The organism is Salinihabitans flavidus, assembly GCF_900110425.1.
Taxonomy (GTDB): domain Bacteria; phylum Pseudomonadota; class Alphaproteobacteria; order Rhodobacterales; family Rhodobacteraceae; genus Salinihabitans; species Salinihabitans flavidus.
In genome coordinates, this window is record NZ_FODS01000030.1 from 16,363 (window position 1) to 38,101 (window position 21,739).

Consider the following 21,739-nt stretch of genomic DNA (forward strand, 5'->3'; position numbering starts at 1 on the left):
TCACGTTTGTGAATGATCGCCCCAACGGTGCCTGTTTTTTGCGTTAAACATTTGAAATACGTTATAAATCATTCACAAGGCAATAAACGGTTCCGGCACTATGAAAGGCCGCGCGCCGCGCTTCTGCCACGGCCTGCGCCTCTTCATCACGCCCCCATTGTTCCTCCTGCCAGCGCTCGTCGATACGCGACATCTCCCAAAGCGCATCAAGCGGGTGCAGCCGATGAATGGAGGCAAACCCGATAACGAGAGATCCCGACAGGCTTACAAGGTCGTGAAAAGCCGCGAGTTCAAAAGCGGTCATTTCGTGGACAGGCGCTGACAGCGCACGAAGCGCGGCGGCCTCCTGAGGTTGAAACATGACACCTGCCACAGCGTGCAGCCGGGCTCCCATTGCCCGATCTGCCCAGTCAAGCAGGGGGTCCCACGCTTCGGCCTGACGACGGCACAGAGCCTCGGGCGACTCGGCACGATAGCACAGCAGATCGCAGCCCCCGTAGTCCGCAATCATCTCCGCCACCTCTGCCTTCTGCGGTGCCACCTTGTCGATTGCGGCATTGGCGGACCGGGTCACGGGCATGGTGCGCGGATCGACCTCGTCGGACTGTGCTTGCCATTCTGCGGCAATCGCCTCGGCCATGGCGCGTGTCGGCACCAGAAGCGGGGCCTTCGCCGGGGTCCTGAGGCTGCGCCCGTCAAGCGCCACACCAAACGCGTCGCCCTCTTCAACGACAGCGACATCCTTCCAGAATCGTCTGTTCTTCCAGCCACTCATGCGCCGACTCTCAACACATCCGCAAGCGCCGCATCAAGTGCCTCGAAGGCATCGATGACGCTGTGGGCTGCTGTCAATTCCGTCCTGTCATGGTACCCCCAGCTCACCCCGATCGCCGGAATGCCTGCCGCGCGCGCCATTTCCATGTCGTAGGAGGTGTCACCGATCATGACCGTTTGCTCCGGCGTTGCCCCGACCTCCGCCATGGCGGCCAGAAGCATGGAAGGGTGCGGTTTGGACGGATGGTGATCGGCGACCTGCCGCGTCAGGAACATCCGTTCAAGCCCGTGCCCCTCGAGCAGTTTGTCCAGACCGCGTTGCGATTTGCCCGTCGCCACACCGAGAATCACCTCGGGCCGCGCCGCGAGGCGCTCAAGGGCATCCCGCGCACCCGGGTAGAGAGGCGAGGACCGTTCCACCCCCGCCTCGGCACGCAACTGCATATAGGAGGTCTTATAGCCTTCGGCCAGACGCGCATGGACACTTCCATCCGCGTGGAGCGCCAATCTCGGCATCGCCGCATCAAGCGAAAGACCCACGATCCCCAGCACCGTCTCGCGCGCCGGAACGGGCAGACCCAGACCGCCAAAGGCCATGCCCATTGCCGCCAGAATGTCGCCCTGACTGTCCACAAGGGTGCCATCGACATCGAAAACCACGAGGCGCAGATCGCTCATGCGTCCTCCTCGAAGGGGTCTTCCGGCACGTCGTCGGCGTGCCACTGGAATGTATCCCAGGTCTGCTGCATATGCTCCGGGAGAGGGGCAACAATCGTTGTACTTTTACCCGTGACAGGGTGTTCGAAACGCATCATGCGTGCGTGCAGATGCAGCTTTCTGGACATATCACCACCAAGCTGTGCGCCCCAGCCATCGCCGAGGTTCTCCTGCCCGGAGCCTCCATACTTGCCATCCCCGATGATCGGGTGCCCGATCTCTGCCATATGCGCACGAAGCTGATGCGTGCGCCCGGTGATGGGCTCCAGCGCGACCCAGGATGTGCGTCCGCCCGCCCGAGTCAGAACGGTGTAGTCGGTCTCGGCCCGTTTGGCGCCGGGGGTGGTGCCGGTGTCCTTGGGGTGCAGGCAGATCATCTTCTCCCCCTCGCCCCGGCTTCCGTGCCCGGGCGCCTTGACCAGCGCGTATTTGATCACCCCGCGCATTGGCAACGGCACTCCGGCCACCGCCGCCCAGTAGATCTTGCGCGTCTGCCGGTGCCGGATGGCGGCGGTCATCCCGCTCGCCGCCGCGCGGGTGCGCGCCAGGATCAGAACGCCCGATGTGTCCTTGTCGAGGCGATGCACCAGCCGCGGTTTTTCCGCCAGTCCGAAACGCAAGGCTTCGGACAGCCCGTCGACATGGCGGCTCTGTTTGCTTCCACCCTGTGTCGCAAGGCCGGGAGGCTTGTTGAGCGCAATGATGTGGTCATCACGAAAAATCACGCATTCGCGGATCATTCGGTCATCAGCATCGGAAACTTGCGGCTCGGGCTTGTTCACCGGCACGATACCCGGTTCCGGCAGTGGCGGAATGCGCACCAACTGCCCGGCCTCCAGCCGCGTCGCGGCCTTCACGCGCCCGCCGTCCACACGGCATTCGCCCTTGCGGCACATCTTCTCGATCCGGCCCTGTGGCACTTGCGGAAACATCCGGCGCAACCAGCGGTCAAGCCGTTGGCCTGCATCCTCTGTCGCGACCTTGATGGTCTGAACACCGCTCATCACAATACCCCGCGTGCGGCCCACATGCCGATCAGAATGGCTGCCAGAGATCCGAACACGGATATCACGACATAGGTCGCCGCCCCGCCGATCTGACCACGCTGAAACAGCGTCACGGTTTCCAGAGAGAAGGCGGAAAACGTCGTGAACCCCCCGAGCAATCCCGTCATCACCAGCGGACTCAGGTGGGTCAGGTTCCGTTGCGCCGCAACCACCACGAAAACACCCATCAGAAATGAGCCGACGATATTCACGACAATCATTCCAACCGGAAAGCCCGGGCCGAAAAATCGCATGATTCCTATGCCTGCAAGATATCGCAGGCATGCGCCAAGCGTCCCACCGAACGCCACGGAAATAAGATTGACCACCATGCGCGGTCTGTCGCGCGGGTTGGCGCGATTGTCAAGCAAGGTGGCGTTCACCCATCCGTGCGTTTGATCCTGAGCCGCGTGAAATAATCCAGCCGCTTCTTCAACTCGCGTTCGAAGCCTCGCTCCACCGGCACGTAAAGCACCGGGCGTTTCATCGTCTCGGGAAAGTAATTCTGTCCCGAAAACCCGTCCTCGGCGTCGTGATCATAGGCGTATCCCTTGCCATACCCCTGCTCCGCCATGAGCCGCGTGGGCGCGTTCAGGATATGTTTGGGGGGCGGCTCCGACCCGGTCTTGCGCGCGGACTGCACAGCCCCTTTATAGGCGGTGTAGGCCGCGTTCGATTTCGGCGCGAGGGCAAGGTAGACAAGCGCCTGCGCCAATGCCAGCTCCCCCTCTGGAGAGCCGAGCCGTTCGTAGGTCTCCCAGCCCTGCAAGCAGACCGCCTGCGCCTGCGGATCGGCAAGGCCGATATCCTCGACCGCCATGCGGGTGATCCGCCGGGCGAGATAGCGGGGATCTTCCCCGCTCTCCAGCATCCGCGCGAACCAGTAGAGCGCGGCATCCGGGTCCGATCCGCGCACCGATTTGTGCAGCGCCGAGATCAGGTTGTAGTGCGCATCGCCCGACTTGTCATATTGCGCCGCCCTCCGCATGAGCCGCATGCTGAGCGCCTTGGTATCGAGCTTGCCCTCCACCTTCCAGGCGGCCACCTGTTCGACGAGGTTCAGAATGGCCCGGCCGTCCCCGTCGGCCATTTCCAACAGCGCCTCGCGCGCGTCACCATCAAGTGGCAGGCTGCGGCCCAGTTCCTGTTCGGCCCGTTGGGTCAGCAATTCGAGATCGGCGAGAGTCAGGCGCTTGAGAACGAGCACCTGCGCCCGGCTCAGAAGCGCGGCATTGAGTTCAAACGACGGGTTTTCGGTGGTCGCCCCGACAAGCAGGATCGTTCCATCCTCCATATGCGGAAGAAAACCGTCCTGCTGCGCCTTGTTGAAACGGTGAATCTCATCGACGAACAGAAGCGTGCCCTGCCCGTTCGCGCGGCGATGCTTGGCGGCTTCGAACACCTTGCGCAGTTCAGGCACGCCGGTAAAAATCGCGCTGATCTGCACGAAATGAAGATCGGTTTCATGGGCGAGCAGGCGCGCGATCGTGGTCTTTCCCACGCCGGGCGGCCCCCAAAACACAAGCGACGACAAGGCCCCGGAACTGAGCATGACACCAAGCGGCCCATCCGGCCCCAGAACTTGATCCTGGCCAATCACCTCGGACAGGGTTCTGGGCCGAAGTCGATCCGCCAGAGGGCGCGGCGCATTGCTTTCGGAGGGGGTGTCAGGGGTCTCGAACAGGTCCGCCATGGTCAAAGCCGAAAGCGCATGACAACCTGCTGGTTGCCGCGCTGCACGTCAAGCACCAGCCGCCCGCTTGCCCGGCGCAGCGCATCGCGCGCTTGGGCGGTATCGCCGACACGCTCGCCATCCACACGTTGCAGGACATCACCGGGCTGCAATCCGGCTCGGGCACCGATTTCTCCAGGGTCCTCGACGACGACACCGGCAGTGTCGAGGGGCAGGCCATACTCGGCGAGCACGCCGGGATTGACATTGGATATTGTCAGCCCCGGAATGGCGCTGCCGCGCCCCGTGGAGAGCGTGTCGCGCGGCGGGTTCTCCGGCGCGGACTGCATCAGCACGTCAACCTCGCGCGGCGCACCGCCCATGAAGGCCCGTACGCGCACCGTTTCATCCAACCCGGCGACGGACATGCGGAACACCATTTCAGCCGGCGTATTCACAGGAAGACCATCCACTTCAAGCACTACGTCGCCCCTATTAAGACCGGCCGCCTTGAAGGGGCTGGCATCGTGCAGGGCCGATATGATGATCCCACCGGGGCGATCCAGCCCCAGCCCCTCGGCCATATCGGCGTCGACAGGCTGGCCGTTTATCCCGGCCCAAGGGCGTTCGAACTGCTCATTTCCGGCCTTGGCCTGTTTGAGAAACTGCGCCACGAGACCAGAGGGAATTGCGAACCCGATTCCATTCGAATCTCCGGATCGGGTCAGAATACGTGTATTCACACCGATCAGCTCCCCGTTCACGTCGATAAGTGCCCCACCGGAATTGCCCGGATTGATCGGGGCATCTGTCTGGATGAAATAGCCCCATCCTCCGCCAGCGGCTCCGCCCGAACGGGCGAGCCCAGATACGATACCACTGCTGACGGTCTGACCGACGCCGAACGGGTTTCCGATGGCCAGCACCAATTCCCCGACCTCGACGCTGTCACTGTCGCGCAAAGTCAGGTGCGGCATGTCCTGCGCGCCCTCCAGTTTCAGAACCGCAAGGTCGCTTTCCTCATCCGCGAGCATCACCCTTGCGCTGAACTCGCGTCGATCATTGAGCACGACACGAATGTCCGTGGCCATACCGACAACATGGTAGTTCGACACCACGATGCCGTCCGCGCTCAGGATCACACCAGACCCCAGGGAGTTCTGGACCTGCGGTCGCACTTGTCCGAAGTCTCTGAAAAACTGCTGAAAAAACGGATCGTCGGAAAACGGGTTGGACCGCACGGCAACCACGCGCTTGGCGTAGATGTTGACGACGGCCGGCGCCGTCTCTTTCACCAGAGGAGCAAAGCCGAGGGAAATTTCGGCCTGGCTTTGCGGTGTTCGGGTATCCGCCGGCGCGATGGCAGGCACGAGCAGTATCACGACGGTTAGAATTGCGCGAAACACGAGGAGCCCCCTACTGATCTTCCCACACGATATGTGAGAGAGAGAGGCGGAATGCAAGCCGCACCCCGGCTGTGCATGGCGATCGGCATTCGATTGAACGACAAGCACCTGAAAAAAATGCAAAACCCCCGCTCGAAAGAGCGGGGGTGCAAGTCCGGAAGGCCGGACCAGTTATCCTTCGGCGGTCTCTTCTGCCTCAAGGCGCGCCTTGTCGGTGGCGCCTTTGGCATCGACGTCGCGATCAACGAATTCGATAATCGCCATCGGGGCCATGTCGCCATACCGGAAGCCGGCCCTCAGAACGCGCACATAGCCGCCCTGACGGTCCTTGTAGCGCGGGCCGAGCACGTCGAACAGCTTGGCAACATATTGTTCTTGCTTGAGTTTCGAGCCTGCCAGACGGCGGGCGTGCAGATCTCCCCGCTTGGCGAGCGTGATCAGCTTTTCGATGATCGGACGCAGTTCCTTGGCCTTGGGCAGGGTGGTCTTGATCTGCTCATGCTCGATCAGTGAGCCGGCCATGTTGGAAAAGAGCGCCTTGCGGTGCTCGTGGGTGCGGTTCAGGCGGCGGTAGCCTCTTGCGTGACGCATTTTCAGTCTCCAATACTATTTTGCTTTGTCCGGGGACCGATGCGTGTCAGTCCCTCACCTTGGGGCGAAAAGCCCGATTTTGGCACGTCGGCAGAACGTCGGTAAAACGTCGGTATTGCGCCGGTGCCGTTGTCGGTGCGGCAGGATCACCCGCCGCACCGCAATGCCATCAAAAGGCGTCTTCGAACTTCTTGGCCAGATCCTCGATATTGTCGGGCGGCCAGTCCTCGACGTCCATTCCGAGATGCAGACCCATGCCCGAGAGCACTTCCTTGATCTCGTTGAGCGACTTGCGGCCGAAGTTCGGCGTGCGCAGCATCTCTGCCTCGGTCTTCTGGATGAGATCGCCGATATAGACGATGTTGTCGTTCTTGAGGCAGTTGGCCGACCGCACCGAAAGTTCCAGCTCGTCGACCTTCTTGAGCAGAAGCGGGTTGAACTCCAGCCCATCGTCTTCGTCCTGACGTCCGGCGGCTTCTGGCTCTTCGAAATTGACGAAAATCGAGAGTTGATCCTGAAGAATCCGCGCGGCGAAGGCAACGGCGTCGTCGGGTGTGATCGAGCCGTCGGTATCGATCTTCATGGTGAGCTTGTCATAGTCGAGCACCTGACCTTCACGGGTCGGCTGCACGTCATAGCTTACCTTCCTGACCGGCGAATAAATCGCGTCGATCGGGATCAGGCCGATGGGTGCGTCCTCGGGCTTGTTCTTGTCGGCCGCGACATACCCCTTGCCGGTGTTGACCGTCAGTTCCATGTAGAGGTCCGCCCCCTCGTCGAGGTGGCAGATCGTGTGATCGCGGTTCAGGATCTCGATCCCGGCACTGTCGGAAATGTCTCCGGCGGTCACGATGCCCGGTCCCTTGGCGTTCACCGAGAGCCGCTTCGGCCCCTCGACTTCCATCCGCAGCGCGACACCCTTGAGGTTGAGGATGATATCGGTTACGTCCTCGCGCACCCCTGCGACCGAGGAAAACTCGTGCAGAACATTGTCGATCTGCACGCTGGTGATGGCTCCACCTTGAAGCGAGCTCATCAAAACCCGACGCAGGGCGTTGCCCAGCGTGAGACCAAAGCCGCGCTCCAGCGGCTCTGCCACGACCGTGGCCTGACGTGCGGGGTCATTCCCCGGCTTTACGTCAAGCTGGGTCGGCTTGATCAATTCCTGCCAATTCTTGTGGATCATGCGTCCCTCCATTCCTGTCTGGTCACCATGTCCTAAACGACCAGACGCCCGAGGTTAAAAACGACGAACTGGGGCCGTGCGCGAGCGCGACCCCAGGATAATAAATCGCGGCTCAGACGCGGCGGCGTTTGGGCGGGCGGCAACCGTTGTGAGCAATCGGGGTCACATCACGAATCGAGGTGATGTTGAAACCGACCGCGGCCAGCGCGCGCAGCGCCGATTCACGGCCCGAACCGGGGCCCTGCACCTCGACCTCGATTGTTTTCACACCATGTTCCTGCGCCTTGCGGCCGGCGTCTTCCGCGGCCATCTGCGCGGCATAGGGGGTCGATTTACGCGATCCCTTGAAGCCCATCGTGCCAGCGGACGACCAGGCGATCGCATTGCCCTGCACGTCTGAAATCAGGATCTTGGTATTGTTGAAAGAGCTGTTCACATGCGCAACGCCTGCGGCGATGTTCTTGCGCTCTTTACGCTTGGTACGAGTTTTTTCGCGTGCCATTGTTTTCGCCCTCCCTTATTTCTTCTTGCCGGCGATCGGCTTCGCGGGGCCTTTGCGGGTCCGCGCGTTGGTATGAGTGCGCTGACCGCGCACAGGGAGGTTGCGGCGATGGCGCAGACCGCGGTAGCAGCCAAGATCCATCAGGCGCTTGACGTTCATCTGCACCTCACGGCGCAGGTCGCCTTCTACGGTGAAATTCGCGTCGATATGCTCGCGCATGGCAAGAACTTCCGCATCGCTGAGCTCATTCACACGACGCGCTTCGTCGATATTGACAGCTTTGCAGATATCCTTGGCCGAACTTGGGCCGATTCCGGTGATGTATGTAAGGGCGATCGGGACCCGCTTGTGGGTCGGGATGTTAACGCCGGCGATACGTGCCACGTGTCACTTTCCTTTTCGTTGCGGTTCCGTAGTTCCAGAACCTTTTTTCACAACGCAAGCCCGATGCTTGGAAGCGCCGGGCCCATGCTGATCAGGTGGTCTGCCGTGCGGGCGAGGCCGCAGCGGCAATGTGATTCTCTATCCGAGATGTTGCTGCGTATGGGGTTTTGCGCGGTGCGTCAACCCCCGATCCAGACTAGTCCAGAATAGCCGCGATGGAGGCCTTGACCTCGTCCATGTCGGCGAGTCCGTTGACCGGACGCAGGTCGCCCTTGGCGTAGTAATAGCCGATAAGCGGCGATGTCTTCTTGTAGTATTCCATCAGCCGCGTGCGCAGCGCTTCCTCATTGTCGTCGGCCCGGCGGACCATGTTGGTGCCACCGCAAACATCGCATTTGCCCTCGACTTTCGTCGGCTTGGTCTTGTCGTGGTACACCGCTCCGCAGTCACCGCAGGTGTAGCGCCCGGTGATGCGCTCGATCAGCGCCTCGTCGTCCACGCGCATTTCGATCACGGTATAAAGCGTTTGCCCCAGCTTCGCCAGAAGCGCGTTCAGAGCATCGGCCTGCGCCAGCGTGCGCGGGAAGCCATCAAATATGAACCCGGAACCGCTTTCAGTCGTCAGCTTTTCCTCGATCAGCCCGATCACGATTTCATCGGTCACAAGCTGGCCGGCGTCCATGATCGCGGCGACCTTGTTACCCATTTCGGTTCCCGAGGTCCGCGCGTCGCGCAGCATATCGCCCGTGGATAATTGCACCATGCCGCGCTCTTCGACAAGGAAACGCGCCTGTGTGCCTTTTCCGGCACCGGGGGGGCCAAGCAGTATGATGTTCATCGACGGGCAGCTCCTTTCCGGCCACGCTTGCGTCCCTTGCCGCGCAGCTGTGATTTTTCGATCAGCCCTTCATACTGGTGGGCCAGAAGATGGCTCTGAACCTGCTGGATCGTGTCCATCGTCACGGAGACCACAATCAGAACAGAGGTGCCGCCAAAATAGAACGGGATCGCGAGCTGTCCACGAAGAATTTCGGGAAGAAGACAAACTGCCGCCAGATAACCGGAGCCGAGCACCAGAACCCGGGTGACGACATACTCAAGATATTCGGACGTTTTCTTGCCCGGGCGGATGCCGGGAACAAAACCGTTCTGATTCTTCAGGTTATCGGCCACGTCGTCGGGCTTGAACGATACGTTGAACGTATAGAAGAAGGCGAAGAACACGATCATCGCGACGAAAAACAGCAGGTAAAGCGGCTGTCCGGGGCCGAAATAGGCCATGATTGTCGACATGATCGGCCCGGAGTTCGCCCCCGAAAAGGTCGAGATCGTGGTCGGCAGCAGCAGAAGCGAGCTTGCGAAAATGGCCGGGATCACGCCTGCCGGGTTAACCTTCACCGGAAGGTGCGAGGAGCCGCCGTCATAAACCTTCATGCCCACCTGGCGGCGTGGATACTGTATATGGATCTTGCGCAGGGCGCGTTCCATGAACACCACGAAGGCAATGGTGACGATCACCATCAGAATCACGCCGATAATCACCGCCGGACTGATCGCGCCGGTGCGCCCTTGTGACAGAAATTGCGCCAGTGCCGCGGGCACCTCTGCGATGATGCCGACGAAGATGATCAGCGAGATGCCATTGCCGATCCCGCGCGCGGTGATCTGCTCGCCCAGCCACATCAGGAACATGGTGCCGCCCACAAGGGTGATCATGCAGGACGCAATGAAGAACCAGTAGTCGACGTCGGGCTGCACCAACTCCCCGGTCACAAGGCTGACGGCAAGCCCGTAGGATTGCAGCGTGGCAAGCGCGACGGTGCCGTAGCGGGTATACTGGTTGAGCTTCTTGCGCCCCTGTTCGCCCTCTTTCTTGATCTGCTCCAGCGCCGGAATCATTGACGCCAGTAGCTGGATGATGATCGAGGCCGAGATGTAGGGCATGATGCCAAGAGCAAAGATCCCCATCCTCCCCAACGCGCCGCCGGTGAACATGGACAGGATACCGCCGATGCCGGTGGACGCCTCCTCCATGAATTCACGCAGGGCCGCGCCATCAATACCGGGGACGGGAATATAGGTGCCAAGGCGGTAGACGATCAGCAATCCCAGCGTGAACAGGATGCGGTTGCGAAGGTCGGTGGCCTTGGCAAGGGACGCCCAGCTCGTGTTGGCCGCCATTTGCTCTGCTGCTGAAACCATTGGGGCTCTCTCTTCATGGCAACGCCGCCAAAACCGTTTTCCGGTCTGGCGGCGTCGTTGGAAAACTAGGAGCTATGTAAGCGGACGACGCCGCCCCCACAACCTCTTATTCTGCCGCCTTGGCGGAAGTGACCGTAAGCGTGCCGCCCGCCTTCTCCACCGCTTCGATCGCGGACTTTGAGGCGCCGGTGACTTCCAGGTTCACCTTGGTCGAAAAATCGCCCTTCGCCAGAATGCGGACGCCGTCCAGCTTGCGCCGCACAAGACCCGATTCAATCAGCACGTCCTCGGTCACGGGGGCCGCGGTGTCGATCTTGCCGGCCTCGATGAACTTGGCGAGTGTTCCGAGATTGACCACAGCGAAGGACTTGCGGTTGGGCTTGTTGAAGCCGCGCTTGGGCAGACGCTGATAAATCGGCATCTGGCCGCCCTCGAAGCCCTTGATGGCCACACCCGAGCGGGATTTCTGACCCTTGATCCCGCGGCCGCCCATCTTGCCCTTGCCAGAGCCGGGACCACGGCCAACCCGCGTGCGTTTCTTGGTTGCGCCGTCGATATCGCGCAGTTCGTTCAGTTTCATGTCGCTTCTCCAGTGCCGGATGTGACCCCGAAGCGTGATGGGCCAACCGCGGCTTGACGTAATCTATGATTCTCGTGGCTCAGGACCACCCGGGGCGTATAGACGGGTTGCACACGGCTTGCAAGTCGCGTCACAAGCCGCCCTTGCCGGAAAGGAAACACCCCCGGCGCCCGCGCCGGGGGTGTCTGGATTCAGAGGGTGGGGATTAATCCACCATTCACTCGCGCTCTTCGATAATCTTGACCATATGCGGGATCTTGTTGATCATCCCGCGCACGGACGGGGTGTCTTCAAGCTCCCGCGTGCGGTTCATCTTGTTGAGCCCGAGGCCGATCAACGTCTGACGCTGGTCAGCGGGGCGGCGGATCGGAGAACCGATCTGCTTTACAACGATGGTTTTCGCCATAATCTCGTCTCCTTAGGCTTCCGCCGCTTCGGCCTTGGGGGCATCGTCCCTGTGCAGGATGTCCGCCACCTTCTTGCCGCGGCGCGCCGCTACCATGCGCGGGCTCGACTGCGCCTGAAGCGCATCAAGCGTTGCACGGATCATGTTATAGGGGTTCTGGGTGCCGACTGACTTGGACACCACGTCCTTGATGCCCAGCATCTCGAACACGGCCCGCATCGGACCACCGGCAATGATCCCGGTCCCTTCCGGCGCGGTGCGCAGGACAACCTTGCCCGCCCCGTGATGGCCATAGCCATCATGGTGCACGGTGCGGCCCTCGCGCAGCGGTACGCGGATCATCTTCCGCTTGGCCTGCTCGGTGGCCTTGCGGATCGCCTCGGGCACCTCTTTGGCCTTGCCCTTGCCGAAACCCACGCGGCCCTTCTGATCGCCGACCACCACGAGCGCGGCAAAGCCGAAGCGCTTACCACCCTTCACGGTTTTCGACACCCGGTTGATCGCCACGAGACGATCGGCGAATTCCGGCGTCTCATCGCGGTCGCGGCGATTGCCCCGGCGGTTATCACGTTCTGCCATTCTCTCGTCTCCTTAGATCTTCAGGCCGCCTTCACGCGCGGCGTCGGCCAGAGCCTTCACCGTGCCGTGATAGAGGAAGCCACCACGATCGAAATATGCCGTTTCGACGCCGGCTTTCTTGGCACGTTCGGCAATCGTCACGCCCACCTTGGTGGCCGCTTCGACATGGTTCTTGCCAATATACCCGAGATCCTTCTCCAGCGTGGAGGCGGAGGCCAGGGTGACGCCGTTCACATCGTCGATCAGCTGCACGCTGATGTTTTTGTTGGAGCGATGAACACTCAGGCGCGGACGCCCTGCGTTCACCTTGCGAAGTTTGTTCCGGACGCGCAGGCGGCGTTTCAGGAACAGTTGTCTTTTGCTGTTTGCCATTGCCTTCGTCCTTACTTTTTCTTGCCTTCCTTGCGGAAGATATACTCGTCTTTGTATTTGATGCCCTTGCCCTTGTAGGGCTCAGGCGGACGCCAGTCGCGGATATTGGCCGCGACCTGCCCGACGAGTTGCGAATTGGTGCCCTCGATGACGATTTCCGTCGGCTTCGGTGCAGTCACCGTGACACCTTCCGGAACATCGAAGTTGACGTCGTGGCTCAGCCCGAGCGCGAGCTTCAGGGTATTGCCCTGCATCTGCGCACGATAGCCGACACCGTTGATCTCCAGCTCTTTCTTGAAGCCCTGGCTCACGCCCTGCACGATGTTGGCGATGACCGTGCGGGACATGCCCCATTGCTGGCGCGCCCGCTTGGACGATCCGCGCGGGGTGACCGTGATGGTGTTGTCTTCCATCTTCAGCGTCACATCGTCGGTCGCGGTAAAGGACTGGGTGTCCTTGGGCCCCTTGATTTCGACGGTCTGGCCAGAGATCGCCGCGGACACACCCGAGGGAAGCTCGACCGGTCGTTTGCCAATACGAGACATCAGCGACCTCCTTAAAATACCGTGCAGAGCACTTCGCCGCCGACATTGGCGGAGCGTGCTGCAGAGTCCGACATCACACCCTTGGGGGTGGAGACAATCGACACACCGAGGCCCTGACGGACCGACGGGATGTCCTTGACGCCCAGATAGACGCGACGACCGGGCTTGGAGACCCGTTTCAGATCGCGGATAACAGGGGTGCCATCGAAATACTTCAGACCGATTTCAAGGGCGGGCATGCCGCGCTCGTCCGTCTGCGTCTCGTAGCCGCGGATATAGCCTTCCGCGACCAGCACATCGAGAACCCAGGCCCGCAGTTTGGAGGCCGGGGTCATCACCGTGGATTTGCCGCGCATCTGACCGTTGCGGATGCGGGTGAGCATATCACCGATAGGATCGTTCATGTCACGCTCTCCTTACCAGCTCGATTTGACCATGCCGGGGATCTGGCCACTGGAGCCCAGGTCCCGCAGAGCGATCCGGCTGATCTTGAGCTTACGGTAGTAAGCGTGCGGACGGCCGGTCAGCTGGCAGCGATTGTGAAGCCGCGTCGGCGACGAATTGCGCGGCAGTTTTGCAAGCTTCAGGCGCGCCTTGAAACGCTCTTCCATCGGCTTGGATTCATCCTTGGCGATTTCCTTCAGCTCGGCACGTTTGGCGGCATACTGCTCCACCATGCGCTGACGCTTCTTCTCGCGTTCGATCATTGATTTCTTAGCCATATCTCTTTCCTCCCGCGCTTCAGCTGTTGAACGGCATGTTGAAATGCTTCAACAGCGCCTTCGCTTCCGCGTCGGTTTTCGCGGTGGTGGCGATCACGATGTCCATGCCCCAGTTCTCATCGACCTTGTCGAAGTCGATCTCGGGGAACACGATGTGTTCTTTCAGGCCCAGGGCATAGTTGCCGTAGCCATCGAAACTCTTGCCAGGCACGCCGCGGAAGTCGCGGACGCGCGGCATCGCGACGGTGATCAGACGATCCAGAAATTCATACATCCGGTCGCCGCGCAACGTGACCTTGGCGCCCATGGGCATGCCTTCACGCACCCGGAACCCGGCGATGGAGTTCTTGGCGATGGTCGGAACGGCTCTCTGACCGGCAATGAGGCTCAGATCCTCGACGGCCGACTTGGCCTTCTTGGCATCCTTCACGGCGGCACGGCCGCAGCCGATGTTGAGAACGATCTTGTCCAGACGCGGGGTCTGCATGTCGTTCTTGTAGCCGAATTCCTCTTTCAGTGCGGGACGAATCGTCTCCGCATAGACCGAGCGCAGGCGCGGGGTGTATTTCGCGGTATCAAGCATCGATCACGTCCCCCGTGGTCTTGGCAAAGCGGACTTTCTTGTCGCCTTCCATGCGGAAGCCCACGCGGGTGGGTTTGCCGTTCTTGTCGACAATGGCCAGATTGCTCAACTCGATGGGCATCGCCTTGGGCAGACGGCCCCCCTGAGAGGTTTGCGACTGGCGTGTGTGGCGAATGGACATGTTCACGCCGTCGACAACGGCCTTGCCGGAGGTCGGATCGATGGAGGTAATCGTGCCCTCCTTGCCCTTGTCCTTACCGGCGAGAACGACGACCTTGTCGCCTTTTTTCAGTTTCGCAGCCATCAGAGCACCTCCGGAGCCAGCGAGATGATCTTCATGAAGTTCTTCGACCGCAGCTCGCGCACGACCGGCCCGAAGATACGGGTGCCGAGCGGTTCGTTGTTATTGTTCAGAATAACAGCTGCATTGCGATCGAAGCGAATCGCGGTGCCGTCCTCACGACGGACTTCCTTGGCGGTGCGCACGACGACGGCCTTGCGGACGTCCCCTTTTTTCACGCGACCGCGCGGGATGGCTTCCTTCACCGAGACGACAATGATGTCGCCAACGGAGGCGTATCTACGCTTGGAACCACCCAGAACCTTGATGCACTGCACCCGGCGAGCGCCGGAGTTGTCAGCGACATCCAGATTGGTCTGCATCTGGATCATGTGGTTTCTCCCGACCTGTGGGGGCTGGTCTCATTATCTCCCCCAGGGTTTCGATTAAACCGAAAGGACTGTCAGCTTACGCCTCCAGCACCTCCCAGCGTTTTGTCTTCGACTTTGGCGCACACTCGACGATGCGAACAGCATCCCCGACCTTGTATGCGTTGTTCTCGTCGTGAGCCCGGTATTTCTTGGACTTACGAATGGTCTTCTTCATGACCGGGTGGGTAAAGCGACGTTCGACCGAAACAGTCACGGTCTGGGCGTTTGCGTCGCTGGTGACCACACCTTGCAGGATACGCTTGGGCATTGGATCAGGCCTCCGATGCCGCGGCAGCGGCCTTTTCGTTCAGAATGGTTTTGACACGCGCCGCGTCGCGACGGACGAGCTTCATGCGTGCGGTGTTCTCGATCTGCCCGGTCGCCTGCTGGAAACGCAGATTGAACGCCTCCTTCTTCAGGCCGGCCAGTTCCTCACGGAGCTGGTCAGGGGTCTTGTCTCTCAGTTCGCTGGCGCTCATTCGCCTTATCCTTTCTAACATCACCAGAAGGCCCCGAGGGGGTCACCTTTCATCTGGTGGATTGCAAATGGCCCAGCCCCCGGATGTCTTGATCGGGGGCCGGGAAAATTCTTACCAGTCTTCGCGGACAACCACACGAGTCTTGATCGGCAGCTTCATCGCGGCAAGACGGAGAGCCTCCCTTGCCACAGTATCGTCCACCCCGTCAATCTCAAACATCACACGACCGGGTTTAACGCGGGCAGCCCAGAAATCGACCGAGCCTTTCCCCTTACCCATACGAACCTCGGTGGGTTTGGAGGTCACGGGCGTGTCGGGAAAGATCCGGATCCAGACCCGGCCCTGACGTTTCATGTGGCGCGTCATCGCGCGGCGCGCGGCCTCGATCTGACGTGCGGTGATCCGCTCTGGCTGAACCGCCTTGAGCCCGAAAGAGCCGAAGTTGAGATCCGACCCGCCCTTGGCGAAGCCCTTGATCCGGCCTTTATGCTGCTTACGGTATTTTGTGCGCTTTGGTTGAAGCATCTTTCATTCCCCCTTAGCGACGGCCGCCGGCGCCACGCGGGGCCGGACCGTCCTGGAGTTCCTGTGCCTTGCGGTCACGCGCCGCAGGATCGTGTTCCAAGATCTCGCCTTTGAAGATCCAGACCTTGATCCCGATGATACCGTAGGGCGTTACCGCCTCGGATTGGGCATAGTCGATGTCCGCCCGCAGCGTATGCAGCGGAACACGGCCTTCGCGATACCATTCGGTCCGGGCGATTTCCGCCCCGCCGAGACGGCCCGCGACGTTCACCCGGATACCCAGGGCGCCCATGCGCATCGCGTTCTGCACCGACCGCTTCATGGCGCGGCGGAACGAAACGCGGCGTTCCAGCTGCTGAGCGATCGATTCGCCGACGAGCTGCGCATCGAGTTCCGGCTTGCGCACTTCGACGATGTTGAGGTGCAACTCGCTGTCGGTCATGTTCGACAGCTTCTTGCGCAGGGTTTCGATGTCCGCGCCTTTCTTGCCGATGATCACGCCCGGACGTGCAGTATGGATCGTCACGCGGCACTTCTTGTGCGGACGCTCGATGATCACACGCGAAACGCCGGCCTGCTTGGCCTCTTTCTTGATGAACTCACGGATCCTGAGATCTTCGAGAAGAAGGTCGCCGTAGTCCTTGGTGTTGGCGAACCAACGGCTGTCCCAGGTACGGTTGACCTGAAGGCGCATGCCGATCGGATTGACTTTATGACCCATTAGGCTTGCTCCTCAACTTGACGCACCGTGATGGTGATCTCCGAGAACGGTTTCATGATCTTGCCGAACCGGCCACGAGCGCGCGGACGGCCTCGCTTCATCACAAGGTTCTTGCCCACATAGGCCTCGGAGACGACGAGTTCATCGACATCGAGGTTATGGTTGTTCTCGGCGTTGGCGATGGCGGACTGAAGGCATTTCTTCACGTCCTGCGCGATCCGCTTGTTCGAGAAGGTGAGATCGGTCAATGCCTTCTCCACCTTCTTGCCGCGGATCATGGCGGCCACCAGGTTCAGTTTCTGCGGGCTTGTGCGAAGCATCCGGGTCTTGGCCATTGCTTCGTTGTCTGCCACGCGGCGGGGGTTTTGTGCCTTGCCCATGACTTACTTCCGCTTCGCTTTCTTGTCGGCCGCATGCCCGTAGTAGGTGCGGGTCGGCGAATATTCACCGAACTTCTGGCCGATCATGTCCTCGGATATCAGCACGGGAACGTGCTTGTGGCCGTTGTAGACGCCAAACGTCAGACCCACGAACTGGGGCAGGATCGTCGAGCGGCGCGACCAGATCTTGATCACTTCCTTGCGCCCCGACTCGCGTGCCGCCTCTGCCTTTTTCAGGACATGAGCGTCAACGAAGGGGCCTTTCCAAACAGAGCGTGCCATATGTTAGCGCCCTTTCTTACGTGCGTGCCGCGAGCGCAGGATAAGCTTCTGCGACGCCTTGTTGGTATTGCGAGTGCGCTTGCCCTTGGTCGGCTTGCCCCATGGCGTCACCGGGTGGCGACCCCCGGAAGTCCGGCCTTCGCCACCGCCGTGCGGGTGGTCGATGGGGTTCATCACGACACCCCGGACTGACGGACGCTTGCCCATGTGGCGGGAGCGACCGGCCTTGCCGAAGTTCTGGTTGCTGTTGTCGGGGTTCGACACGGCCCCAACGGAGGCCATGCATTCCTGACGCACCAGACGCAGTTCGCCCGAGCTGAGCCGGATCTGCGCATAGCCGCCATCGCGGCCGACAAACTGCGCATAGGTGCCGGCGGCGCGTGCGATCTGTCCGCCCTTGCCGGGCTTCATCTCGATGTTGTGAACGATCGTGCCGATCGGCATGCCCGAGAACGGCATCGCGTTGCCGGGCTTGATGTCAACCTTGTTGCCGGCGAAGACCTTGTCGCCCACGGCCATACGCTGCGGCGCGAGGATATAGGCCTGTTCGCCGTCCTCATACTTGATCAGCGCAATGAAGGCGGTCCGGTTCGGGTCATATTCGATCCGCTCGACGGTGGCCGCCATATCGAATTTTCTACGTTTGAAGTCAACGATCCGGTAGAGGCGCTTCGCCCCTCCCCCGCGTCGGCGCGAGGTAATCCGTCCGGTGTTGTTCCGGCCGCCCGATTTCGTCAAACCCTCTGTCAGGGATTTGACGGGACGTCCTTTCCAAAGCTCCGAACGGTCGATCAGCACCAGCCCGCGCTGGCCCGGCGTCGTCGGCTTATACGACTTGAGTGCCATGCTTTCTGTCTTCCGTTAGCAGTGCGAACCTTTGCGGTCCGCTGTGTTTGTGGGCAGGCGACCGCCTGCCACGAATAAAGGCCCCTTTCCTGCGCCCCTGTCGGGACATATGGCGAGGTGCCCGGCGATAAAGAGCCCCGAGGGTCTCCATCAAATAATCGTCGGCCCCGGAACACCGGGGCCGACTCGGTTCGCGGCTTCCTATCAGAGACCCGTGGTCACGTCGATAGTGTTTCCCTCTTCGAGGGTCACATAAGCCTTTTTCACATCCTTCCGCCTGCCAAGCTGGCCGCGGAAGCGTTTGACCTTGCCCTTGGTGATGGTGGTGTTGACCGCCTTCACCTTCACACCAAAGAGCGCCTCGACGGCTTCCTTGATCTGCGGCTTGTTCGCATCGATCGATACCTCGAAGACAACCGCGCCGTTTTCGGACGCCATCGTCGCCTTCTCGGTGATGACCGGCTTGCGGATCACGTCGTAATGTTCAGCCTTCGCGCTCATTTCAGCCGAGCCTCCAGTGCTTCGACACCCGCCTTGGTGAGCACGAGCGTGTCACGGCGGAGGATATCATAGACATTTGCGCCCATCGACGGCAGCACATCGAGACCTTCGATATTGCGTGCGGCACGGGCAAAGCCTTCGTTGACCTGCGCCCCGTCGATAACCAGTGCGCGCTTCCAGCCAAGGTTCTTGAGCTGCTTGGCCAGCGCCGCGGTCTTTCCGTCGGATTCCGCGCTGTCGATCACCACCAGTTCACCGGCCTTGGCCTTCGCCGAAAGCGCGTGCCGCAGGCCGAGCTTGCGGAACTTCTTCGGCAGATCGTGGCCGTGGCTGCGCGGGGTCGGTCCCTTGTAGATACCGCCCTTGCGGAAGATCGGCGCGTTGCGGTCACCGTGGCGTGCGCCGCCGGTGCCCTTCTGGCGATAGATCTTCTTGGAGGAATACGAGGTTTCCGAACGCGTCTTGACCTTGTGGGTGCCCTGCTGCGCGTTGTTACGCTGCCAACGGACCACACGGTGCAGGATGTCGGCGCGCGGCTCGAGCCCGAACAGGTCGGCGTCGAGCTCGATGTCGCCGGCTTTCACGCCGTCGAGTTTGATCACGTCGAGTTTCATTGATCGCCTTCCTTCTTGTCAGCCTCGATTTCGGCCTCGGCGTCTTTCAGGGCGGAGGCTTCCTGCGCGGCCTGTTCCTCGGCGGCGGCCTTCGCTGCGGCCTCCTCCTCGGCTGCGGCCTGTGCGGCGGCTTCCTCGGCAAGGCGCTTGGCCTCTTCGGCGGCGGATCTCAGGGCCGCGGGCAGGATCGCGTTTTCGGGGAACGGCTTTTTCACCGCATCCTTGACCGTGACCCAGCCCCCCTTGGAGCCCGGAACCGCGCCCTTGACCATGATGACACCGCGTTCGGCGTCGGTCTTGACGACCTGAAGGTTCTGCGTGGTCACACGGGCCGCGCCCATGTGACCGGCCATTTTCTTGCCCTTGAAGACCTTGCCGGGATCCTGGCACTGCCCGGTGGAGCCGTGCGAGCGGTGCGAGATCGACACACCGTGCGTGGCCCGCAGACCGGCAAAGTTGTGCCGCTTCATGGCGCCGGCGAAGCCCTTGCCGATCGAGGTGCCCGAGACATCCACGAACTGACCTTCGAAATAATGGTCAGCGGTGATTTCCTCGCCCACGTTGATCAGGTTCTCAGGCGCCACGCGGAATTCCGCGACCTTGCGTTTCGGCGCCACCTTGGCGATAGCGAAATGACCGCGCATCGCTTGTGACACGCGCTTGGCCTTGGCCGTGCCGGTGCCAAGCTGAACAGCGGTATAGCCGTCCTTGTCCGCAGTGCGTTGCGCCACGACCTGAAGGCCGTCGAGTTGAAGCACGGTGACTGGAATCTGCCTGCCGTCTTCCATGAAAAGCCGGGTCATGCCGACTTTCTTTGCGATGATACCAGAGCGCATCAGAGATACCCCCCTCAAACCGAAATCTGCACGTCCACGCCGGCCGCGAGATCGAGCTTCATCAGCGCGTCCACGGTCTGCGGGGTCGGATCCACGATGTCGAGAAGGCGCTTGTGGGTGCGGATCTCGAACTGGTCGCGGGATTTCTTGTCAACGTGGGGGCCACGCAGAACGGTGAACTTCTCGATCTTGTTCGGCAGCGGGATCGGGCCACGGACATGAGCGCCGGTGCGCTTTGCCGTATTCACGATTTCCAGCGTACTGGCATCCAGCACGCGGTAGTCGAATGCCTTCAGCCGAATGCGGATATTTTGGCTTTGCATTTTTGGTGCCTTTCAAGGCGTTGGAGTTGATAGGAGGACCGCCGGCTCACCCGACGGCCCTCGTCGAACCCGAGTTCGTTACTCAAGGATTTTGGACACGACGCCGGAGCCGACGGTGCGGCCGCCTTCGCGGATGGCAAAGCGCAGCCCGTCTTCCATGGCGATCGGCGCGATCAGCTCGACCGAGAACTTCAGGTTGTCGCCCGGCATCACCATTTCCGTGCCCTCGGGCAGCGTCACCGTCCCGGTCACATCCGTCGTGCGGAAGTAGAACTGCGGGCGGTAGTTGGCGAAGAACGGCGTGTGGCGACCGCCCTCTTCCTTGGTCAGGATGTAGACCTCGCACTCGAACTTCGTGTGCGGATTCACCGACTTGGGCTTGCACAGGACCTGCCCGCGCTCCACGCCCTCGCGGTCGATGCCGCGCAGCAGAACACCCACGTTGTCGCCCGCCTCGCCGCGATCGAGCAGCTTGCGGAACATCTCAACGCCCGTGCAGGTCGTCTTCTTGGTGTCCTTGATGCCGACGATCTCAAGCTCGTCGCCGACGTTCACAACGCCGCGCTCAACCCGGCCGGTCACAACCGTGCCGCGCCCCGAGATCGAGAACACGTCCTCGATCGGCATCAGGAACGGCTGGTCGATGGCCCGCTCCGGCGTCGGGATATACTCGTCCACCGCCGCCATCAGCTCGCGGATCTTGTTCTCGCCGATTTCCGGGTTGTTGCCCTCCATCGCCGCCAGCGCGGAGCCCGCGATGATCGGAATGTCGTCGCCCGGATAGTCGTACTCGCTCAGAAGCTCGCGCACTTCCATCTCGACAAGCTCCAGAAGCTCCTCGTCGTCCACCTGGTCGACCTTGTTGAGGAACACCACCATCGCCGGAATACCGACCTGGCGGCCCAGAAGAATGTGCTCGCGCGTCTGCGGCATCGGCCCGTCGGCGGCGTTCACCACCAGGATCGCGCCGTCCATCTGCGCCGCGCCCGTGATCATGTTCTTGACGTAGTCGGCGTGGCCGGGGCAGTCGACATGCGCGTAGTGGCGGTTGTCGGTCTCGTATTCCACATGCGCCGTCGAGATCGTGATCCCGCGCGCCTTCTCCTCCGGCGCCCCGTCGATCGTGTCATACGCCTGGAAGTCGCCGAAATACTTCGTGATCGCCGCCGTCAGCGTCGTCTTGCCGTGGTCGACGTGGCCGATCGTGCCAATATTTACGTGCGGCTTGCCGCGCTCAAACTTTTGCTTTGCCAT

34 protein-coding genes are annotated in these 21,739 nt (G+C 61.2%); all 34 read right to left on the reverse strand.

Annotated elements, in window-relative coordinates; translation table 11 throughout:
- Nucleotides 1-61: 61 nt before the first annotated feature.
- The gene (locus BMW66_RS17205; RefSeq protein ID WP_093120266.1) at nt 62-775 is read right to left on the reverse strand and encodes an ATP12 family chaperone protein; all 714 of its coding nucleotides are present in this window, start codon (nt 773-775) and stop codon (nt 62-64) included.
- A complete protein-coding gene (locus tag BMW66_RS17210) occupies nt 772-1,452 on the reverse strand; it encodes an HAD-IA family hydrolase (RefSeq protein ID WP_093120267.1) in 681 nt (226 codons plus the stop codon). Before BMW66_RS17210 ends, BMW66_RS17205 begins: the two co-directional genes overlap by 4 nt.
- Nucleotides 1,449-2,495, reverse strand: a complete 1,047-nt coding sequence (locus BMW66_RS17215; protein WP_093120269.1) for an RluA family pseudouridine synthase — start codon at nt 2,493-2,495, stop codon at nt 1,449-1,451. Before BMW66_RS17215 ends, BMW66_RS17210 begins: the two co-directional genes overlap by 4 nt.
- Nucleotides 2,495-2,869, reverse strand: a complete 375-nt coding sequence (crcB, locus tag BMW66_RS17220; protein ID WP_093120312.1) for a fluoride efflux transporter CrcB — start codon at nt 2,867-2,869, stop codon at nt 2,495-2,497. Before crcB ends, BMW66_RS17215 begins: the two co-directional genes overlap by 1 nt.
- A 47-nt stretch (nt 2,870-2,916) precedes the next feature.
- Nucleotides 2,917-4,230, reverse strand: coding sequence for a replication-associated recombination protein A (locus tag BMW66_RS17225; protein ID WP_093120270.1), 1,314 nt, complete (start codon nt 4,228-4,230; stop codon nt 2,917-2,919).
- Nucleotides 4,231-4,232: 2 nt separating this feature from the next.
- Complete coding sequence (locus tag BMW66_RS17230; protein WP_093120271.1) at nt 4,233-5,615, reverse strand: trypsin-like peptidase domain-containing protein; 1,383 nt, start codon at nt 5,613-5,615, stop codon at nt 4,233-4,235.
- Between the two features lie 171 nt (nt 5,616-5,786).
- Nucleotides 5,787-6,206: a 50S ribosomal protein L17 gene (rplQ, locus tag BMW66_RS17235; protein ID WP_093120273.1), complete on the reverse strand. Its 420-nt coding sequence runs from the start codon at nt 6,204-6,206 to the stop codon at nt 5,787-5,789.
- Nucleotides 6,207-6,375: 169 nt separating this feature from the next.
- A complete protein-coding gene (locus tag BMW66_RS17240; RefSeq protein ID WP_093120313.1) occupies nt 6,376-7,392 on the reverse strand; it encodes a DNA-directed RNA polymerase subunit alpha in 1,017 nt (338 codons plus the stop codon).
- Nucleotides 7,393-7,504: 112 nt separating this feature from the next.
- Complete coding sequence (gene rpsK / locus BMW66_RS17245) at nt 7,505-7,894, reverse strand: 30S ribosomal protein S11 (RefSeq protein WP_093120275.1); 390 nt, start codon at nt 7,892-7,894, stop codon at nt 7,505-7,507.
- A 15-nt stretch (nt 7,895-7,909) separates the two neighbouring features.
- Nucleotides 7,910-8,278, reverse strand: a complete 369-nt coding sequence (rpsM, locus tag BMW66_RS17250; RefSeq protein WP_093120276.1) for a 30S ribosomal protein S13 — start codon at nt 8,276-8,278, stop codon at nt 7,910-7,912.
- 196 nt (nt 8,279-8,474) lie between these two features.
- Entirely contained in the window at nt 8,475-9,116 is a 642-nt protein-coding gene (locus BMW66_RS17255; protein WP_093120278.1) for an adenylate kinase, read from the reverse strand.
- The gene (secY, locus tag BMW66_RS17260) at nt 9,113-10,480 is read right to left on the reverse strand and encodes a preprotein translocase subunit SecY (protein WP_093120279.1); all 1,368 of its coding nucleotides are present in this window, start codon (nt 10,478-10,480) and stop codon (nt 9,113-9,115) included. The genes BMW66_RS17255 and secY overlap by 4 nt, the downstream gene beginning before the upstream one ends.
- Nucleotides 10,481-10,586: 106 nt before the next feature.
- Entirely contained in the window at nt 10,587-11,060 is a 474-nt protein-coding gene (gene rplO, locus BMW66_RS17265; RefSeq protein ID WP_093120281.1) for a 50S ribosomal protein L15, read from the reverse strand.
- 217 nt (nt 11,061-11,277) lie between these two features.
- Nucleotides 11,278-11,466, reverse strand: coding sequence for a 50S ribosomal protein L30 (gene rpmD / locus BMW66_RS17270; protein ID WP_093120282.1), 189 nt, complete (start codon nt 11,464-11,466; stop codon nt 11,278-11,280).
- Nucleotides 11,467-11,478: 12 nt separating this feature from the next.
- Nucleotides 11,479-12,045 (reverse strand): 30S ribosomal protein S5, encoded by a 567-nt coding sequence (gene rpsE / locus BMW66_RS17275; protein WP_093120284.1) that lies wholly within the window; start codon nt 12,043-12,045, stop codon nt 11,479-11,481.
- Between the two features lie 12 nt (nt 12,046-12,057).
- Nucleotides 12,058-12,417 (reverse strand): 50S ribosomal protein L18, encoded by a 360-nt coding sequence (gene rplR / locus BMW66_RS17280; RefSeq protein WP_093120285.1) that lies wholly within the window; start codon nt 12,415-12,417, stop codon nt 12,058-12,060.
- An 11-nt stretch (nt 12,418-12,428) separates the two neighbouring features.
- On the reverse strand, nt 12,429-12,962 hold the full coding sequence (rplF, locus tag BMW66_RS17285; RefSeq protein WP_093120287.1) for a 50S ribosomal protein L6: 534 nt from the start codon (nt 12,960-12,962) through the stop codon (nt 12,429-12,431).
- A gap of 11 nt (nt 12,963-12,973) precedes the next feature.
- Complete coding sequence (gene rpsH, locus BMW66_RS17290) at nt 12,974-13,366, reverse strand: 30S ribosomal protein S8 (RefSeq protein WP_093120288.1); 393 nt, start codon at nt 13,364-13,366, stop codon at nt 12,974-12,976.
- Between the two features lie 12 nt (nt 13,367-13,378).
- Nucleotides 13,379-13,684 carry a 30S ribosomal protein S14 gene (rpsN, locus tag BMW66_RS17295; protein WP_093120289.1) on the reverse strand — a complete coding sequence of 102 codons (306 nt, stop codon included), beginning with the start codon at nt 13,682-13,684 and terminating at the stop codon, nt 13,379-13,381.
- Between the two features lie 19 nt (nt 13,685-13,703).
- Nucleotides 13,704-14,267, reverse strand: a complete 564-nt coding sequence (rplE, locus tag BMW66_RS17300) for a 50S ribosomal protein L5 (protein ID WP_093120291.1) — start codon at nt 14,265-14,267, stop codon at nt 13,704-13,706.
- Nucleotides 14,260-14,571, reverse strand: a complete 312-nt coding sequence (rplX, locus tag BMW66_RS17305) for a 50S ribosomal protein L24 (RefSeq protein WP_093120292.1) — start codon at nt 14,569-14,571, stop codon at nt 14,260-14,262. Before rplX ends, rplE begins: the two co-directional genes overlap by 8 nt.
- Nucleotides 14,571-14,939, reverse strand: coding sequence for a 50S ribosomal protein L14 (rplN, locus tag BMW66_RS17310; protein WP_093120293.1), 369 nt, complete (start codon nt 14,937-14,939; stop codon nt 14,571-14,573). The genes rplX and rplN overlap by 1 nt, the downstream gene beginning before the upstream one ends.
- A gap of 76 nt (nt 14,940-15,015) precedes the next feature.
- Nucleotides 15,016-15,246 carry a 30S ribosomal protein S17 gene (gene rpsQ, locus BMW66_RS17315; RefSeq protein WP_093120295.1) on the reverse strand — a complete coding sequence of 77 codons (231 nt, stop codon included), beginning with the start codon at nt 15,244-15,246 and terminating at the stop codon, nt 15,016-15,018.
- A 4-nt stretch (nt 15,247-15,250) separates the two neighbouring features.
- Nucleotides 15,251-15,457 carry a 50S ribosomal protein L29 gene (gene rpmC / locus BMW66_RS17320; RefSeq protein WP_093120297.1) on the reverse strand — a complete coding sequence of 69 codons (207 nt, stop codon included), beginning with the start codon at nt 15,455-15,457 and terminating at the stop codon, nt 15,251-15,253.
- Between the two features lie 111 nt (nt 15,458-15,568).
- Nucleotides 15,569-15,982 (reverse strand): 50S ribosomal protein L16, encoded by a 414-nt coding sequence (gene rplP, locus BMW66_RS17325; protein WP_093120298.1) that lies wholly within the window; start codon nt 15,980-15,982, stop codon nt 15,569-15,571.
- 13 nt (nt 15,983-15,995) lie between these two features.
- Complete coding sequence (gene rpsC / locus BMW66_RS17330; RefSeq protein ID WP_093120300.1) at nt 15,996-16,703, reverse strand: 30S ribosomal protein S3; 708 nt, start codon at nt 16,701-16,703, stop codon at nt 15,996-15,998.
- On the reverse strand, nt 16,703-17,083 hold the full coding sequence (gene rplV, locus BMW66_RS17335) for a 50S ribosomal protein L22 (protein ID WP_093120301.1): 381 nt from the start codon (nt 17,081-17,083) through the stop codon (nt 16,703-16,705). The genes rpsC and rplV overlap by 1 nt, the downstream gene beginning before the upstream one ends.
- Nucleotides 17,084-17,086: 3 nt before the next feature.
- Complete coding sequence (gene rpsS / locus BMW66_RS17340) at nt 17,087-17,365, reverse strand: 30S ribosomal protein S19 (RefSeq protein WP_093120303.1); 279 nt, start codon at nt 17,363-17,365, stop codon at nt 17,087-17,089.
- A 3-nt stretch (nt 17,366-17,368) separates the two neighbouring features.
- Complete coding sequence (gene rplB / locus BMW66_RS17345; protein ID WP_093120304.1) at nt 17,369-18,211, reverse strand: 50S ribosomal protein L2; 843 nt, start codon at nt 18,209-18,211, stop codon at nt 17,369-17,371.
- Nucleotides 18,212-18,415: 204 nt separating this feature from the next.
- Nucleotides 18,416-18,712 (reverse strand): 50S ribosomal protein L23, encoded by a 297-nt coding sequence (locus BMW66_RS17350; RefSeq protein ID WP_093120306.1) that lies wholly within the window; start codon nt 18,710-18,712, stop codon nt 18,416-18,418.
- Nucleotides 18,709-19,326 carry a 50S ribosomal protein L4 gene (gene rplD / locus BMW66_RS17355; protein WP_093120307.1) on the reverse strand — a complete coding sequence of 206 codons (618 nt, stop codon included), beginning with the start codon at nt 19,324-19,326 and terminating at the stop codon, nt 18,709-18,711. Before rplD ends, BMW66_RS17350 begins: the two co-directional genes overlap by 4 nt.
- The gene (gene rplC / locus BMW66_RS17360) at nt 19,323-20,165 is read right to left on the reverse strand and encodes a 50S ribosomal protein L3 (protein WP_093120314.1); all 843 of its coding nucleotides are present in this window, start codon (nt 20,163-20,165) and stop codon (nt 19,323-19,325) included. The genes rplD and rplC overlap by 4 nt, the downstream gene beginning before the upstream one ends.
- An 11-nt stretch (nt 20,166-20,176) precedes the next feature.
- Entirely contained in the window at nt 20,177-20,485 is a 309-nt protein-coding gene (gene rpsJ / locus BMW66_RS17365) for a 30S ribosomal protein S10 (protein ID WP_093120309.1), read from the reverse strand.
- A gap of 78 nt (nt 20,486-20,563) precedes the next feature.
- Nucleotides 20,564-21,739 (reverse strand): elongation factor Tu, encoded by a 1,176-nt coding sequence (gene tuf, locus BMW66_RS17370; protein ID WP_093118913.1) that lies wholly within the window; start codon nt 21,737-21,739, stop codon nt 20,564-20,566.